The organism is Bradyrhizobium sp. Bra64 (assembly GCF_024519875.1).
GTDB lineage: Bacteria > Pseudomonadota > Alphaproteobacteria > Rhizobiales > Xanthobacteraceae > Bradyrhizobium > Bradyrhizobium japonicum_G.
This window is the reverse complement of the sequence record NZ_JALJRD010000002.1, coordinates 826,286-841,486: the sequence shown is the minus strand read 5'-3', so window position 1 is coordinate 841,486 and position 15,201 is coordinate 826,286. Positions and strand designations below refer to the sequence as shown.

The following is a 15,201-nucleotide window of genomic DNA, read 5'->3' as shown; positions in this document are numbered from 1 at the left end:
TTACTTCACCGCGAGCCGCAACAAGCTCATGACGCTGCCGAGCGCGGCAAAGCCGGCGCCGAGCGCAAGTGCCACCGTTGCGCCCTGGTGTCCGGCGAGAGCAAAACAGGCCGCGGCGAGCGCGGCTCCCGTCGTCTGTCCGGTCAGGCGCGCGGTCGCGACGATGCCGGAGGCGCTGCCGCTGCGGTGCGGCGGTGCGCTCGACATCACCGCCTTCATGTTCGGCGCCTGGAAGAAGCCGAACCCCATGCCGCAGATCACCATTCGCCAGATGATGTCGGGGATGGCGGGATTGGCCGGAAGCATCGCGAGCAGCGCCATGCCGAGGCCGAGCAGCACAAGGCCGATGCCGCCCAGCAATCCGACGGCATGGCGATCGGAGAGGCGCCCCGCGATCGGCGCCATGATGCCGACCACCAGCGGCCATGGCGTCATGAAGAAGCCGGTCTCGACCTGCGAGCGTCCCAGCACGTCCTCGAAATAGAACGGCAGCGAGACGAAGGCGAGGCCCTGCACGGCGAAGGAGCACACCGCCGTCGCCGCTGACAGCGCGAACATCGGGCGGCTGAACAGGTCGATCGGCAGCATCGGTGCGGGATGGTCGGCGTGCCGGCGCGTCAGGATGAAGCCGAGCGCGAGGGCCGTGACCAGCTCGACGCCGACGACCACCGGCGACAGATTGTGCGCGGCGCTGCCGATGCCCGTGATGAACAGCCCGAGGCAGGCCGACGCCAGCACCGCGCCGAGAAAATCAAAGCCGTGATCGGCGCGCGGCGTCTTCGGCAGCATCGCAAAGCCGATGCCGATCGCGACGAGGCCGAACGGGATGTTGACGGCGAACAGCCACGGCCACGGCCCGAGCGCCAGGATGGCCGAGGCAATCGAGGGACCGAAGGTGAAGGCGGTCGCGACCACCAGCGCGTTGTGGCCGAAGCCGCGGCCCAGCATCCGGCCGGGATAGACGAAACGCACCAGCGCGGTGTTCACGCTCATGATGCCGCTGGCGCCGAGCCCTTGCAGGGTACGGGCGACCAGCAGGCTGTCCAGCGACCACGCCACCGCGCAGAACAGCGAGGCGATGGTGAAGAGGATCAGGCCGCCGAGATAGATGCGCTGGTGCCCGACAATCTCGCCGAGCGCACCGAGCGGCAGCAGCGTCGCCACCAGCGCGATCTGGTAGACGTTGACGACCCAGACCGACTGCTCCGGCGTGACATGCAGATCGGCGGCAATGGCGGGCAGAGCGATGTTGGCGATCGCGGTGTCGAGCGAAGCCATCGCCAGCGCGGTGAAGATCGCGGCAATGGCCCAGCGCCGCTGCGCAGCGGGCAGGCCGTCGGACACTGTGTGGTCGGGCTCGCGCGCGGCGGCAGGTAACGTGATTGTCATTGCCTTGTTATCATGGACTTGCGCGTTGTTTCGGCGGCGTGGCTGAACGGGACTTTCGGCATGTACTACGCCAAAGGCCGCTTCCACAGGCATATGCTTGCATGCTGTGTATGCGCGAAGGCTGGGCGAAGCCGCCGTGCTCCGGCGTATGATCGTTCTGCTGCTGCAATTTGAGGGGACCGCCATGCAACTCGTCGTTTTGCCCGGTGACGGCATCGGACCGGAGATCACGACCGCGACATCGGGCGTGCTGCGCGCGGCCTCCGAGCGCTTCCAGCTCAATCTGCGGCTGGAGGAGCACGCGGTCGGGCATGCGAGCCTGCAGCAGTTCGGCACGACGGTGCGCCCCGAACTGCTCGACATCGTCCGCGCCGCCGACGGCCTGATCCTCGGCCCGACCGCGACCTTCGACTTCAAGGACGAGGCGCATGGCGAGATCAATCCGTCGCGTCACTTCCGCAAGAGCCTCGACCTCTACGCCAATGTCAGGCCCGCACGCACCTATGCGGGGCGGCCCGGCCGGTGTGGGGATTTCGATCTCGTCGTGGTGCGCGAGAATACCGAAGGCTTCTATGCCGACCGCAACATGGAGCAGGGCAATGGCGAAATGCTGGTCACGCCTGATGTGGTGATCTCGCTGCGCCGGATCACGCGCCTATGCTGCGAACGCATCGCGCACGCCGCCTGCCGTCTGGCGATGAAGCGGCGCAAGCATCTCACCATCGTGCACAAGGCCAACGTGCTCAAGATCGGCGACGGGATGTTTCTCGACATCTGCCGCGAGGCGGCGAAAGCTTATGCCGGCCTCGCGGTCGATGACATCCTCGTCGACGCCATGATGGCGCATGTGGTGCGCAACCCGGATCGGTTCGACGTCATCGTCGCCACCAACATGTTCGGCGATATCCTGTCCGATCTCACGGCGGAGCTGTCGGGAAGTCTCGGCCTCGGCGGCTCGCTCAATGTCGGCGACCGTTATCCTATGGCGCAGGCGGCGCACGGTTCGGCGCCTGATATCGCGGGGCAGGACGTCGCCAATCCGGTCTCGTTGATCCTGTCGACGGCCTTGCTGCTCGCCTGGCACGGCGAGACGAGCGGCGCCGTCCGCTACGAGGAAGCCGCGCGTGCGATCGAGGCGGCGGTGGCGAAAGCGATCGGCGAGGGCAGGGCGACGCGCGACGTCGGCGGCAAGCTCGGCACCATCGCGGCGGGCGCCGCGATTGCGGAGATCCTGCAGGCGGAGTGAGTTGTTCGTGCGGGCCTTTGCGCTTTTTTCTCAGGGTCCAAAACTAAAACGTCGAAAAACAACCCCATGCACAGTAGAAGGTCCCTTGAAGGTTAAGGGTTTTTCGAGTCGCGCCGCGGTGACATTCGCTGCCGCGATCAAGTTGACCCGTCGGGCAAAACACTGGCAGAATGCTATCGTGACAGAGGCCCGGGCGAAGACCAGACCGCGTGTGCATGAATGCGCGATGTGCCCGCTCCCAGATGGGGCAGACCTGTGCAGCCGGCTCCGGCATTTCGCCTCCGACTCGTCGCGGTCAAAACAGGTCGGCGATAAAGCGCTGGTTGCGTAAAACCGGAACTAGAACCCTTGGCTTTTTCGATCATGGCTTTTTGGATAGCGGGCGCGGTTGGATTGGTGATCGCCTATCTCTTGGGTTCTACGCCCACGGGCTATCTCGCGGGAAAACTCCTCAAGGGCATTGATATTCGAGCGCATGGCTCCAGATCCACCGGGGCGACGAACGTATTGCGGACCCTGGGCAAGTGGCCGGCGTTGGCGGTGCTTGTCGCCGATGTGTTGAAAGGCGTGGCGGCCATCATCGTTGCCCGCTCCTTCTGTCCCTGGCTCTATACCGAGCTGTCTGCGACCCCGCCGACAGCGTCTGATTTGCAGATATGGGTGTCATGGGCAGTTTGCCTGGCCGGGATTGCAGCGCTGTTTGGGCATAGCCGCTCGATCTGGCTGAACTTTACGGGCGGCAAATCCGCTGCGACCGGGCTGGGTGTGTTGCTGGCGATGTCATGGCCCGTGGGATTGGGGGCTGCAACAGTCTTCGGCGTCGCGCTGAGCATCACCCGGATGGTTTCCGTGAGCTCGATCCTCGCGGCGTTGACGGCAATCGTTCTGGTCTGCGGGTTTGAGCAACCGTGGCCCTATCGGCTGCTGGTGATCGGAGGCGGCATATACGTGATCGTTCGCCACCGCGCCAACATTCAACGGCTATTGGCGGGGACGGAGCCGCGCCTCGGTCAGAGCAGCGCGGATGCGGAAGCGCAAGCCTAGCGCACGCGTGTAGCGGGGCTTCGATAGGGACCGCTTCTGACCGCGGTTACCCCATCCTGGACCGTCGGCGTCCGAGTGATGGACTCAGAATGTTTTCCGTACGCCGCATAATTGATGTAGCCTGATCGCTCAGCCGCCGACGGGTAGTGCCGAACGCCCGTCTATTCTCAGCGGTATCTTGCGGGGTCTATGGTCTTTCGCTCAACGCGGCTTTAGCCGCCTGTTTTTGTTGAGCCCGAAGTAAATCTTGCGCCCCAATTTTCCGAACATTCCCCGACAGGAGGAAGTCACTATGCATTTCTGTATGACAGGGCAATACACCCCAAAATCTCTCAACAGCATCATGGAAAATCCAAAAACCAACCGGTACGAAGCGGCCAAGAACCTCATCGAAGCCGCCGGCGGAAAATTGATATCTATGTACAGCACCTGCGTCTCTAGGTTGGGCTCAGAGCGCGTCAAAGAGCTGAGCCCAACGCCCCTTGATCGACAAGGTATCTTCAGGCGGCGCCGTCGCGACCCTGCGCGTCGCGACGACGTTGACAGGTCGGGCAAAACACCGTCACGATGCTATCGTGGCACCGATGCACGGATGTTCGTTAGGTTCGCGATCGCGTCTGGGATGTCTCGTGGCTGCTCCGCTGGCGATGCCGTTAGTCCGTTTCCTCAGCGCCAGGTCGCTTGCCGCTGCTGACTGGAGACCGGCTTCCTGAGACGGTCCAGCAACCTTCGCGCATCGTCGAGATCAGGCAAATCAATGCCTTCGGTGAATTTACGATAGATCGGCGCCAGCAACTTTCGGGCTTCAGTATCGCGGCCTTCCCCGCTCCACAGGCTGGCCAAGCTATGCGCAGCGCGCAGCTCCCAAAACGTTGCCTTCTGAGTCTGCGCGGATTTCAGCGCTGAGACAAAGCAGTCCTCGGCTCGCCGGCGATCGGTGGGATTTGCGGTGAGCAGGATCGTTCCCTTGAGGCGTTGGGCCTCGGCAGCCCACCAGTGTTCGCCGGACCGCTCGACCTCGCCGATCGCCTGCTCGGCGAAATCGAGTGCGCGTGCATGATTGCCGGCGCGGGCATAGGCCTCCGCGAGACAGGACAGGTTAAACGAACTCTGAAAATTCGCCCCGGTGTCGCGATGTTCCATGAGCGCAGCGTCCATCAGTGAAATTCCCTCCGTGGCCCGACCGCCCGCGACGAGATTGACAGCCTTCAGGATATTGGCGCGGGAAATGTGGTAGGGGCTGCGCTGCTCGGTGGCGATGGCAAATCCCTCTTCGGTCGCGGCGATCGCGGCCTGCAGGTCGCGTGTGTGGAGGAAGAAGCGTGCCGAGGCCAGCAGCGCCGATACCAGGGTAAAGGGATGGAGGCGGCTTCGCGCGTCGCTCACGGCGGCCTCTCTCGTTTCCGTCGCCAGTTTCAGCTTGCCGAGATAAAGGTAAGTAAGGCTGAGCCAGACCAGCGAAAACGTTCGGATATTATTGCCGGCCATAAATGCGACCGGTGTTTCTTCTTCGTAAAGCGAGAGCCCCTTTTCGAGGTGAAGTCTCGCGTCCTCGAACCTGCCGATGTGCAGATAGGCGGTGCCGGCCTCGTAATGACTAACCATCACGCCGGGCGGGTCAACGCGGCGACGAAGGAATGGCTCTGCAAGCTGCAGGAGCTTTGGCGATTCCGACCGGATCAAGTGATAGTTGCACAGGGCACCGAGCGCCCGAAGCGCTTCGATAGGATAGGCGGCTTCATCGAGCAGGGCCCGCGCCTTTGTCAGCGCGGTGGCGACATCGGGCGAGGCAAATCCTCTGGTCATGATAAAGGTGTTGCCAAGCTCGACCTGGATGCGGGCCTCGAATTGCTGACGGGCCGTCTGATCCGTAATGTTCGGCAGCAGCGTCATGGCCTTTTCCAATTGGGCCTCCGCCTCGATGCCGGCCGAACGAGCAAGCGACTTACGGGTGGACTTGAGCCAGTAATCGATGGCCTTGCCGGAGCTTCCCGCCTCGGTGCAGTGATAGGCAAGCACGTCCGGGTTACGTTCCAGCATTTCGGGAAATTGGCGCTCGAAGATCTCGACGATGCGGGTGTGAATCGCGGCGCGCTGGCTTTTGAGCATGGTGCCGTAAGCGGCATCCTGCACCAGCGCGTGCTTGAACGTGTAAACGGCGTGCGGAACGACGCCGCGCTGGTGCACCAGCCCGGAAGCGACCAGCTGCCTGAGCAGCGGCGCGAGCTCGGCATCGCCGAGATTGCAGACCGCCCGTATCTGCGGGTAAGCGAATTCACGTCCGAACGCCGCTCCGGCCTGCACCACCGCGCGCAGCGAGGCGAGCCGGTCCAGCCGGGCGACCAATGAAGCCTGTAGCGTCGTTGGCACGGCGAGAGACGGCAACGACTGCGTAAGCACGTAGCTGCCGTTTTCCTCGCGCATGATGTCGATTTCCAGAACCGACTTCGTCATCTCCTCGATGAATAGCGGCACGCCATCGGTTCGCGCCACGATCTGTTCGAGCAGGATGGGCGGGAAATCCTTGCCGTTCGCGACCTGTCGGATCACTTCGATGTTGTCGTGCCGGCCAAGCCTGTTCAGCGTCATGACCGTCACGTGGGACTGGCCAAGCCACGGCGGGACGAATTCTGGCCGGTAGGTGATAATGAGCAGAACTGGAAGCGTGCGGATGCGTTCGGTCAGGATATCGAACAGTTCCTGCGTGGTCGGGTCAACCCAATGCGCGTCTTCGAGCACGATCAGCACCGGCTTCTCGGCGGCAAGACCAGCGATCTGGCCGACCAACTGCTCCAATAGCAATTCCTTGCGTCGCTGCGGACTGATCGACAGCACGGACGAACCAGTCTGGCACGGAATCGAGAGCAGCTCACCGAAAAGCGCTGTGTCCCTCGCCAAATTTTGCGACGACGGCGCCAGCAACGCTTTGAGTTTATCGAGCTTGGTAGCATCGCTGTCACCGGCCGAAAGACCGGCCGCATGTTCGAGCTGATTAATGACCGGATAAAACGCAGTCTGGACGCGATGGGGCGAGCACTGCAGGCGCAGGCAATGGTGCGGATCCGCCTTGATCTCCTCCCGCAGGGCGAAAACCAAGCGCGACTTGCCGATCCCGGGCTCGCCATAGACCAGGACCAGCCGGCCCTCGCCAGTCTTGATCTGGCTCCAGCGTCGTTGCAACAGCGCGAGCTCTTCCTCGCGGCCGATCAGCCTCACGGGCTCAGCATGCAGCGCTTCGAAGCGGCTGGTTGCCGTGCTTTCCGAAAGCAGTTGCCAGGCCCTGACCGGATCGACGCTCGATTTCAACCCAAGCGATCCGAGATCGCGATAGGTGAACAGCGCGCCAACGAGGCGATGTGTAGTTGCGGAAATCACCAGCGCACCCGGCTCGGTAACCGCCAAGAGACCGGCCGCCAACGGCAGCACATCACCTATTGCTGCATGGTCGGCAGCAATGCCGATCTCGTTCAGATCGCCGACAATGACGAGGCCGGTCGCAATAGCAACGCGCGCTTGCAACGGCATTTTGGCGTGGAGCCGCAACCCTGCGACTTCCTGGATGACCGCAAGGCCGGCGCGCACTGCGCGCTCCGCATCATCTTCGCGCGCGCACGGGTATCCGAAATAAACGACAACCTTGTCGCCCAAGGATTTGCCGATGAAGCCGTCGTGCCCGGCGATCACTGCCTTGATGCGGTCCTGACAAGCGGACATGAGAAACAGGAGGTCTTCAGGGTCCCGGCCCGATAAATGAGTGCGGGCGCCGATGAGGTCGCAGATCATCACCGAGAGTTGCCGGCGTTCCGGCCGCTCCATCTTGCGCGCCGCGTCGGGTCGATCCGTCGGCTGCGGGGGGGCCGCCGCTTCGCCCCCAGGAAGCGGTTCCCGCTCGCATCGTTCCTCGACCTCGCCCACAAAGCGAAACCCCTTGCGAGGCAGCGTGCGGATCAGGATCTGCCGCTCTCCATCGTCACCTATGGCATGGCGAACCGCGTTAACCTGGCTGCTGAGGGTCGATTCCGAAACGATACGGCCGCTCCAAATCGCAGCCAACAGGTCATCCTTGCTGACCACGCGCTCGCGATTTCGAACGAGATAGAGGAGGAGATCAAAGGTCTGAGGCTCGGCGGCGACCAGCGCAGTCGCACGCCACAATTCCCGGCGGTCCGTATCGAGTAGATACTCCTTGAATGCGTAGATCATTACAATCCCGCCAGCGCCTGCCGTTTCGAAAAACAAAACCAGCAAATTCCCAAGGCAAATCCAAGCATATCCCAAAGACGCCCTCTTGCTCTAGCGCTTATAGGAAGCCCGAAGAGCACAGGAGGCAGCCATGGACGTGTTTTTGACCGCAATCGCGATCTGGATCTCCGCCAATTACGCCCTGCCCGCCAGTCTCAATCACCCGCACATCGAGCGGGTAGCCTCAGTCGAGATGGCGGGGCTTCGCACCAAGGGCCTGCTGTCGGCGCTCCAGCACGAGACCACTGCACTCCACGAGCAGGAATCATCCTTCGAAAAGAGGCGGGACGTGGTCGCTTTCTATGATGACCGGACCAGGACAATCTACCTTTCGGATAAATGGACCGGCACGACGCCTGCCGAATTGTCCGTTCTCGTGCATGAGATGGTGCATCATCTTCAGAACCAGGCCGGCGCAGCTTACGAATGTCCGGCCGAGCGGGAGAAGCTCGCCTACGAGGCGCAGGATAAGTGGCTGCACCTGTTCGGCCGCGATCTCGAGGCCGAGTTTGGAATCAACGGCCTTGCACTTCTGGTTTCGACCTCTTGCGCCATGGCCATGGGGCTGTACTGAGTTCGCGGGCAGCTCCGGCGCCCGCCTCGATGCGACTTAAGGCCTATCCGCCGCCCTGCGCGCTGGAGCTGAAGCGGGCGATTGAGCAGAAGACGCCAATCATCTCGAGCAAAGGTGCGAGCGAAGCAATGAAGAGTTCTTGCCGTTCTCAGAAGAGACTTTCCTAGGCGCAAATCGCATCTGACCCGGCCAAGCAGTGATGTCGCCATTGGACCACGGAGCCGATTCTGTCCGCTCAGGCGAGCAGAGCGGACGTCGCACGCTTTCACCAACCGACCGAATCCGCAGCCCGCCCTCAGAACTGATACCGCCGCAAGCCGCCATCCACCGGGATCACCGTTCCCGTGATGTAGCGGGCCACGGGTGATGCCAGGAACACCGCGAGTGCCGCGAGGTCCTCCGGCTCGCCCCAATAGCCGACCGGGATTTCTTCCTCCGCGAAGCGCTCGCGATAATCCGGCGGGTAGTTGCGGCGGATTTGCTCGCTCATGATGCGCCCGGGCGGGATGCAGTTGATGGTGATGCCGTGCTCGCCGATCTCGCGCGACAGGCCCTTGGCCCAGGCGTGCACGGCGGCCTTGGCGGCGAACGCGGCGTTCAGACCCTCCGGCTCGGACTTGCCGGTGATGTTGACGATGCGGCCCCATTTGCGTTCGATCATCTGCGGCAGCAGCGCATGCGTGATGCGGCGGTAGCTGGTGAAGTTCAGCGCGATCGCCTCGTCCCATTTGCTGTCGGGCGCATCGACGGGCAGGGGGCGGCTGCCGCCGGCATTGTTGACGAGGATGTCGACATGGCCGAGCTCCTTCAGCGCGAACGCCGCGATCTTCTCCGCCGCGTCCTTGGCCATCACGTCCTGCTCGAGCGGCGTGATCAGCCCCCCGCCGACCTCCTGCACCAGCTGGGCGAGCAGCTCGGCGCGCCGGGCCACGCCGACGACGCGCACGCCTTCGGCAGCCAGGCCCTTGGCGATGGCGCGGCCGATGCCGATGCTCGCGCCGGTGACGACAGCGGTTTTCGATTTGAGCCCGAGGTCCATGGTCGCACGCTTTCTTGTTTGCTTTTTTGCCTGTTGCCGTTGGTTTTGCTGTTCGTTTCCTGCCCTGTCCCCGTCAGGGTGATTTGCCCGACCGGGACGAGCAGTGGTAACCAAGAGCCGCGTTGAAGGAAACACGAAAAAAGAAAAGGCGCTGAACGATGGTCTGGGACCCGCAGCAATATCTGAAATTCTCCGGCCACCGGCTCCGGCCCGCGGTCGACCTCTTGATGCGGATTCCGGAATTTGGTCCGAGCACGATCGCCGATCTCGGCGCCGGCGCCGGCAACGTGACGAAACTGATCAAGGAGCGCTGGCCGGATGCGACCGTGACCGGCGTCGAGGGCTCGGCCGAGATGGTAGCCGCCGGCCGCAAGGCGGCGCCGGAGGTGCAATGGTCCCATGAGGATCTCGGCCAGTGGCGTCCGGCCAAGTCATATGACCTGATCTATTCCAATGCCGCACTGCACTGGCTGCCTAATCATGCGGCACTCTTCCCCTCGGTGATGGAGAAGGTCGTGCCCGGCGGCATGCTCGCGGTGCAGATGCCGCGCAACTTTCTGGCTCCCTCGCATGTGCTTATCGGCGAGACCGCCCTGGACGGTCCCTGGCGCTCCAAGGTCGAGCATCTCGTGACCCCGCCGCCGGTCGAGGGGCCGGCCTTCTATCATGATCTTCTTCTGCCCCTGTCCCAAAACATCGATATCTGGGAGACCGAATATCTGCAGGTGCTCGAAGGCGATAACCCCGTGAAGGAATGGACCAAGGGGACCTGGCTGACGCGCTACCTCGATGTCTTGCAGGGCGACGAGAAAGCCGCGTTCGAGGCCGCCTACGGGATGCGGGTCGCGAAGGCCTATCCGAAGAATGCCGCGGGGCAGACGCTGTTCCCGTTCCGGCGCCTGTTCATGGTCGCCCAGCGAAAAGGCTGATTGCACTGCTGCAGTGCGACATAAGCGATCGCTCCACAGGAGGGGAGCAAGCGCCGGGTTGCGTCTGCAACGGCCGTCAAGATAGCTTGGCAGCGGCAAATTGGGCTTAGGTCTAGTTGTTTGGCTGTCGGATTGCTGCCACTACTGAAACCGCAAAACAAGAAAAGAACCCGGTTTTAGAAGTTGTTGGGAGGTTACTTCATGCGCAAGCTGCTTCTTGCGGTCGCTGCCGCTGCTATTCTCGTGGCTCCTGCCGTCGTCCAGGCCCAGAGCCCGATCGTCATCAAGTTCAGTCACGTCGTCGCCAACGACACGCCGAAGGGCAAGGGCGCGCTCAAGTTCAAGGAACTCGCCGAGAAATACACCGACGGCAAGGTCAAGGTCGAGGTCTATCCGAACTCCACGCTCTACAAGGACAAGGAGGAGATCGAGGCGCTCCAGCTCGGCTCGGTGCAGATGCTCGCGCCCTCGACCGCGAAATTCGCGCCGCTCGGCGTCAAGGAATTCGAGGCGCTCGATCTGCCCTGGCTGTTCAAGGACGACGAGACCTATGCCCACGCGATGAAGGGCACGGTCGGCAAGTGGCTGTTCCAGAAGCTCGAGGCCAAGGGCATCTCGGGGCTCGCCTATTGGGACAACGGCTTCCACATGGTCTCTTCGAATCGCCCGCTGATGAAGCCGACGGATTTCCAGGGACTCAAGTTCCGTATCTCCGGATCGAAGATTGCCGACCAGTATTTCCGCCTGATGGGCTCGATCCCGCAGATCATGGCGTTCTCCGAAGTCTACCAGGCGCTGCAGACCGGCGTGGTCGACGGCTGCGAGAACACCGCGTCCAACTATCTGACGCAGAAGTTCTACGAGGTGCAGAAGGACATCACCGTGTCCTATCACGCGCATCTGCAATACGCGGTCATCGTCAATTCGAAATTCTGGAATGGCCTGCCGCCTGATATCCGTACCCAGCTCGACAAGGCGATGGCGGATGCGACCGACTACACCAACTCGATCGCGCGCAAGGAGAACGAAGACGCGCTGGCCGAGATCAAGAAGACGGGCAAGACCACGCTGCATTATCTCTCCGATGCCGACCGCAAGGCGTGGCAGGAAGCGATGCAGCCGACTTATAAATGGGCAAAGGGCCGGGTCGGGCAGGAAGTGCTCGATCTCGTCGCCAAGGAACTCGACGTCAAGATGAACTGACGGCGGCGCTCCTTCAAGAACAACCATGAACGGTCGGGGGTGATCGCACTCCCGGCCGTTTCGCTCTTGAACGACCAGCCTATCCTGGGGGGACCAAGTTGCTGCGCGTGCTGAATCGTTTTCTCAATCATCTCGAGGAATGGCTGATCGCGACGCTGATTGCGGCCGCGACGTTGCTCATCTTCGTCGCCGTGCTGCACCGCTACGGGGCGGGGCTGTCGATCGACATTGCTAAATGGGCGGAGGCCCGCAACTTGACTTTCCTCGCCGTGCCCATGCGAGCGGCGTTCGTCTGGCTCGCCGCGCTCGACCTGTCCTGGGCGCAAGAGCTCTGCATCTACATGTTCATCTGGATGGCCAAGTTCGGCGCGGCCTATGGCGTGCGAACCGGAATCCATGTCGGCGTCGACGTGCTGGTCAATGTCCTTCCCGGCGGGTCGCGCCGCCGCGTGATCACCTTCGGTCTGTTGTGCGGCGCCCTTTTCACTTCCATCGTGTGCTATTTCGGCGCCGCGTTCGTCGGCCAGATGTGGCAGACCGGCCAGCAGTCGAACGATCTCGAAGCGCCGATGTGGCTGGTGTATCTCACGATTCCGCTCGGCTCCGGCCTGATGTGCTTCCGCTTCCTGCAAGTCGCCTGGTCGTTCTATCGCACCGGCGAGCTGCCGCATCACGACATGGCCGGCGTCGAGGGCGTCGAGGCAGACCCGGTTCATCCGGCACCGGTCACGCGCAGTCAGGTGGTCCGGGACGAGCGCAGTCCGCTCGGCTGGATCCTGATGCTGCTGCCGGTCCTGATCGTCGCAGTGTGCTTCGCCCATGCGGCCCATTTGATCACGTTGCCGCAAGGCCTGCGGGTCGCCATCGTTTTCGGTCTCCTGCTGTCATTGATGCTCACGGGCATGCCGATCTCGATCGCGCTCGGACTGACCGTGCTCAGCTTCATGTTCACGCTGACCGACGTGCGAACGGAATCGGTGGCGCTGAAGCTGTTCACCGGTATCGAGAGCTTCGAGATCATGGCGATCCCGTTCTTCATCCTTGCCGGCAACTTCCTCACCCATGGCGGCGTGGCGCGACGGATGATCGCGTTCGCGACCGCGCTGGTCGGTCATTGGTATGGTGGTCTTGCCCTCTCGGGCGTGGTCGCCTGCGCGCTGTTCGCCGCAATTTCCGGCTCGTCGCCGGCCACCGTGGTGGCGATCGGATCGGTGATCCTGCCCGCCATGGTCGCCCAGGGATTCCCGAAACGGTTCGGCGCCGGCGTGATCACGACTTCCGGCTCGCTCGGGATTCTCATCCCGCCGTCGATTCCGATGGTTCTCTATGCGGTCTCCACCAACACTTCGGTGGGCAAGCTCTTCATCGCCGGCATCGTACCGGGGTTGGTGCTCGCCATGCTGCTCGGCGCCACGACGTTCTATCGCGCCTGGCAGAATGACTATCCGCGGATGCCGAAGGCGACGTTCATGCAGCGCCTCGACGCGTTCAGGAATTCGATCTGGGGAATCCTGCTGATCGTGATCGTGATCGGCGGCATCTACAGCGGGCTGTTCACGCCGACCGAAGCTGCCGCCGTCAGCGCGGTGTACGCCTTCATCGTCGCGGTGTTCATCTACAAGGATTTGAAGCTGCGAGACGTGCCGCGGGTGCTGCTGTCATCGGCGAATCTGTCGGCGATGCTGCTCTACATCATCACCAACGCCGTCCTGTTCTCGTTCCTGATGACCTACGAGAATGTACCGCAGGCGCTCGCGCAATGGATGATCGACCAGGGCCTCGGCTGGATCGGCTTCCTCCTCGTCGTCAACCTCCTGCTGCTGATCGCGGGCAACGTGATGGAGCCGTCCTCGATCATCTTGATCATGGCGCCGATCCTGTTTCCGGTCGCGATCAAGCTCGGCATCGATCCGATCCATTTCGGCATCCTGATGACGGTCAACATGGAGGTCGGGCTGTGCCATCCGCCGGTCGGCCTGAATCTCTATGTCGCGTCCGGCATCGCCAAGATGGGCATCACCGAGCTCACGGTGGCGGTCTGGCCATGGCTCCTGACCATGCTGGCGTTCCTCGTGGTCGTCACCTATTGGCCAGGTCTGTCGTTGTGGCTGCCTCGTTTGTTGGGGATGTAGCGGAACCAGCCGCGATTGGCGGCGCCAGCGGGGACGCCGAGGGAAGCGTCTCCATCGGCCTCGCCCGAAGGGCGGCAGATGGCTAACGCACGGTAAACCCGCGCGCTCAAATGCAACTGCCGTGCGGTGAACGCCTTTTTACCGATGTGCGGTAGGACGATGCCAGCAGATGGGGCTGGCATGTTGTTCAACAGAATGGAAACAGGGCGGGCGTCGATTTCCGACGCCGTCTATATGGAAGTGATCGCGGGCCTGCACGGCACGACGATGCCTACCATTCTCGCGGCCGCCTGCCAGGCGATGGTCGGCGCCATTACGACCTACGAGACCGGCGACAAGGTGACGGCGGTCTTGACGGTCGCCGGTGTCGCGGTGGCCATCGTTCGCCTGTTCGAAATTTTTGCGTTCCGGCGCCGCCTCGCGCGGTCGCAGCAGCTCGGTCGGGCCGAGGCTGCGATCTGGGAGCGGTGCTATATTGCCGGCACAGTCGCGACGGCCTTCGTGCTTGGTGTGTTTGCCGCGCGCAGCATCGTGCTGGGTGATGCGCTCTGTTGCGTGATGGCGATCGGCATCGGCTTCGGGTTCGGCGCCGGCGTGGTGGCGCGGCTGGCGCTGCGTCCCGTCGCGGCGTTGCTCGATCTCGTCGCGATCGCCGCGCCGGCCGCGATCGTGACGTTCATGCAGCCCGATCTCCGCCATGTCGGGCTTGGGCTCCTCATCCTGATGTATGTGGTCGCGAGCTTCGAGATGGTGCGGCTGAGCTTCAACGCCTCGATCAGCCAGATCACGCTGAAGCGGCAGTTCGAGCAGCTCGCGCGCTCGGACCCCATGACCGGCGTGTCCAATCGCTCGGTGCTGGCCACGGACTTGCCGCCGATGCTGGCGGCGGGGATGGTTGCGGTCCATACGCTCGATCTCGACCGCTTCAAGGAAGCGAACGACAGGTTCGGCCACCCCGTCGGCGACGCGCTGTTGAAGCAAGTTGCAGGGCGATTGAAGATCCTTGCCACAGCCGACGACCTCGTGGTCCGGATGGGTGGCGACGAGTTCGTCCTGGTGCAGCGCGCGGCGGCTGATGCGGAAGCGGAAGCGATGGCACAGCGGATCCTGCAATCGATCAGCATGCCGTATGATGTGGACGGACAGGCGATCGAGCTCGGCGTCAGCGTCGGCGTCGCCGTTGCGCCGGGCGACGGGCGCACCGCGGAAGCGCTGCTGTCGCGCTCGGACAGGGCGATGTACCGGGCCAAGCAGGACCGCGGCGGCTATGTGCTCGCTCGCGCCTTGCGGATGCCTGACGCGACCGCATCGGCCCAGAGGGTCGCCGAAGGGCTGGCTGCATAAGGAGCAGTTGGAACCACAATCGAGATGCGGTTAGATGCCTCCCCAACAAAGATAAGCCG

Annotated in this window: 10 protein-coding genes and 1 pseudogene; 8 read left to right on the top strand and 3 right to left on the bottom strand. The window is 62.9% G+C overall.

Annotated features, from left to right (window positions below; genetic code table 11):
* Positions 1-1,389, bottom strand: coding sequence for an MFS transporter (locus NR187_RS11360; protein ID WP_211382617.1), 1,389 nt, complete (start codon positions 1,387-1,389; stop codon positions 1-3).
* Positions 1,390-1,573: 184 nt separating this feature from the next.
* Here NR187_RS11360 and NR187_RS11355 point away from each other — a divergent pair, with 184 nt between their 5' ends.
* Both NR187_RS11355 and plsY read left to right on the top strand, forming a co-directional pair.
* Positions 1,574-2,635, top strand: a complete 1,062-nt coding sequence (locus NR187_RS11355) for an isocitrate/isopropylmalate dehydrogenase family protein (protein ID WP_256806506.1) — start codon at positions 1,574-1,576, stop codon at positions 2,633-2,635.
* 363 nt (positions 2,636-2,998) lie between these two features.
* Positions 2,999-3,679, top strand: coding sequence for a glycerol-3-phosphate 1-O-acyltransferase PlsY (gene plsY / locus NR187_RS11350; protein WP_256806583.1), 681 nt, complete (start codon positions 2,999-3,001; stop codon positions 3,677-3,679).
* Positions 3,680-4,345: 666 nt separating this feature from the next.
* Here the strand turns inward: plsY and NR187_RS11345 are convergent.
* Entirely contained in the window at positions 4,346-7,882 is a 3,537-nt protein-coding gene (locus NR187_RS11345) for an AAA family ATPase (RefSeq protein ID WP_256806504.1), read from the bottom strand.
* Between the two features lie 130 nt (positions 7,883-8,012).
* On the opposite strand from NR187_RS11345, the gene NR187_RS11340 reads away from it, so the two are divergent.
* Entirely contained in the window at positions 8,013-8,495 is a 483-nt protein-coding gene (locus NR187_RS11340; RefSeq protein ID WP_211382620.1) for a DUF6647 family protein, read from the top strand.
* 295 nt (positions 8,496-8,790) lie between these two features.
* Here the strand turns inward: NR187_RS11340 and NR187_RS11335 are convergent, their stop codons facing one another.
* Positions 8,791-9,534 carry an SDR family NAD(P)-dependent oxidoreductase gene (locus NR187_RS11335; protein WP_211382621.1) on the bottom strand — a complete coding sequence of 248 codons (744 nt, stop codon included), beginning with the start codon at positions 9,532-9,534 and terminating at the stop codon, positions 8,791-8,793.
* A gap of 158 nt (positions 9,535-9,692) precedes the next feature.
* On the opposite strand from NR187_RS11335, the gene NR187_RS11330 reads away from it, so the two are divergent.
* From NR187_RS11330 to NR187_RS11310, 5 genes and pseudogenes are all read left to right on the top strand, one after another.
* Entirely contained in the window at positions 9,693-10,463 is a 771-nt protein-coding gene (locus tag NR187_RS11330) for a methyltransferase domain-containing protein (RefSeq protein WP_256806498.1), read from the top strand.
* A 201-nt stretch (positions 10,464-10,664) separates the two neighbouring features.
* Positions 10,665-11,666: a DctP family TRAP transporter solute-binding subunit gene (locus NR187_RS11325; protein ID WP_211382623.1), complete on the top strand. Its 1,002-nt coding sequence runs from the start codon at positions 10,665-10,667 to the stop codon at positions 11,664-11,666.
* 107 nt (positions 11,667-11,773) lie between these two features.
* Positions 11,774-12,298 (top strand): annotated as a pseudogene (locus tag NR187_RS11320) (TRAP transporter small permease); the annotation flags it as partial.
* A 219-nt stretch (positions 12,299-12,517) separates the two neighbouring features.
* Positions 12,518-13,798, top strand: a complete 1,281-nt coding sequence (locus NR187_RS11315) for a TRAP transporter large permease (RefSeq protein ID WP_249128988.1) — start codon at positions 12,518-12,520, stop codon at positions 13,796-13,798.
* Positions 13,799-13,978: 180 nt separating this feature from the next.
* Positions 13,979-15,142: a GGDEF domain-containing protein gene (locus tag NR187_RS11310; RefSeq protein WP_211382625.1), complete on the top strand. Its 1,164-nt coding sequence runs from the start codon at positions 13,979-13,981 to the stop codon at positions 15,140-15,142.
* Positions 15,143-15,201 lie beyond the last annotated feature (59 nt).

Coding starts and splice junctions, on each gene's coding strand:
- NR187_RS11360 (WP_211382617.1), bottom strand. CDS start 1,389: ATGACAATCACGTTACCTGCCGCCGCGCGCGAGCCCGACCACACAGTG.
- NR187_RS11355 (WP_256806506.1), top strand. CDS start 1,574: ATGCAACTCGTCGTTTTGCCCGGTGACGGCATCGGACCGGAGATCACG.
- plsY (WP_256806583.1), top strand. CDS start 2,999: ATGGCTTTTTGGATAGCGGGCGCGGTTGGATTGGTGATCGCCTATCTC.
- NR187_RS11345 (WP_256806504.1), bottom strand. CDS start 7,882: ATGATCTACGCATTCAAGGAGTATCTACTCGATACGGACCGCCGGGAA.
- NR187_RS11340 (WP_211382620.1), top strand. CDS start 8,013: ATGGACGTGTTTTTGACCGCAATCGCGATCTGGATCTCCGCCAATTAC.
- NR187_RS11335 (WP_211382621.1), bottom strand. CDS start 9,534: ATGGACCTCGGGCTCAAATCGAAAACCGCTGTCGTCACCGGCGCGAGC.
- NR187_RS11330 (WP_256806498.1), top strand. CDS start 9,693: ATGGTCTGGGACCCGCAGCAATATCTGAAATTCTCCGGCCACCGGCTC.
- NR187_RS11325 (WP_211382623.1), top strand. CDS start 10,665: ATGCGCAAGCTGCTTCTTGCGGTCGCTGCCGCTGCTATTCTCGTGGCT.
- NR187_RS11310 (WP_211382625.1), top strand. CDS start 13,979: ATGTTGTTCAACAGAATGGAAACAGGGCGGGCGTCGATTTCCGACGCC.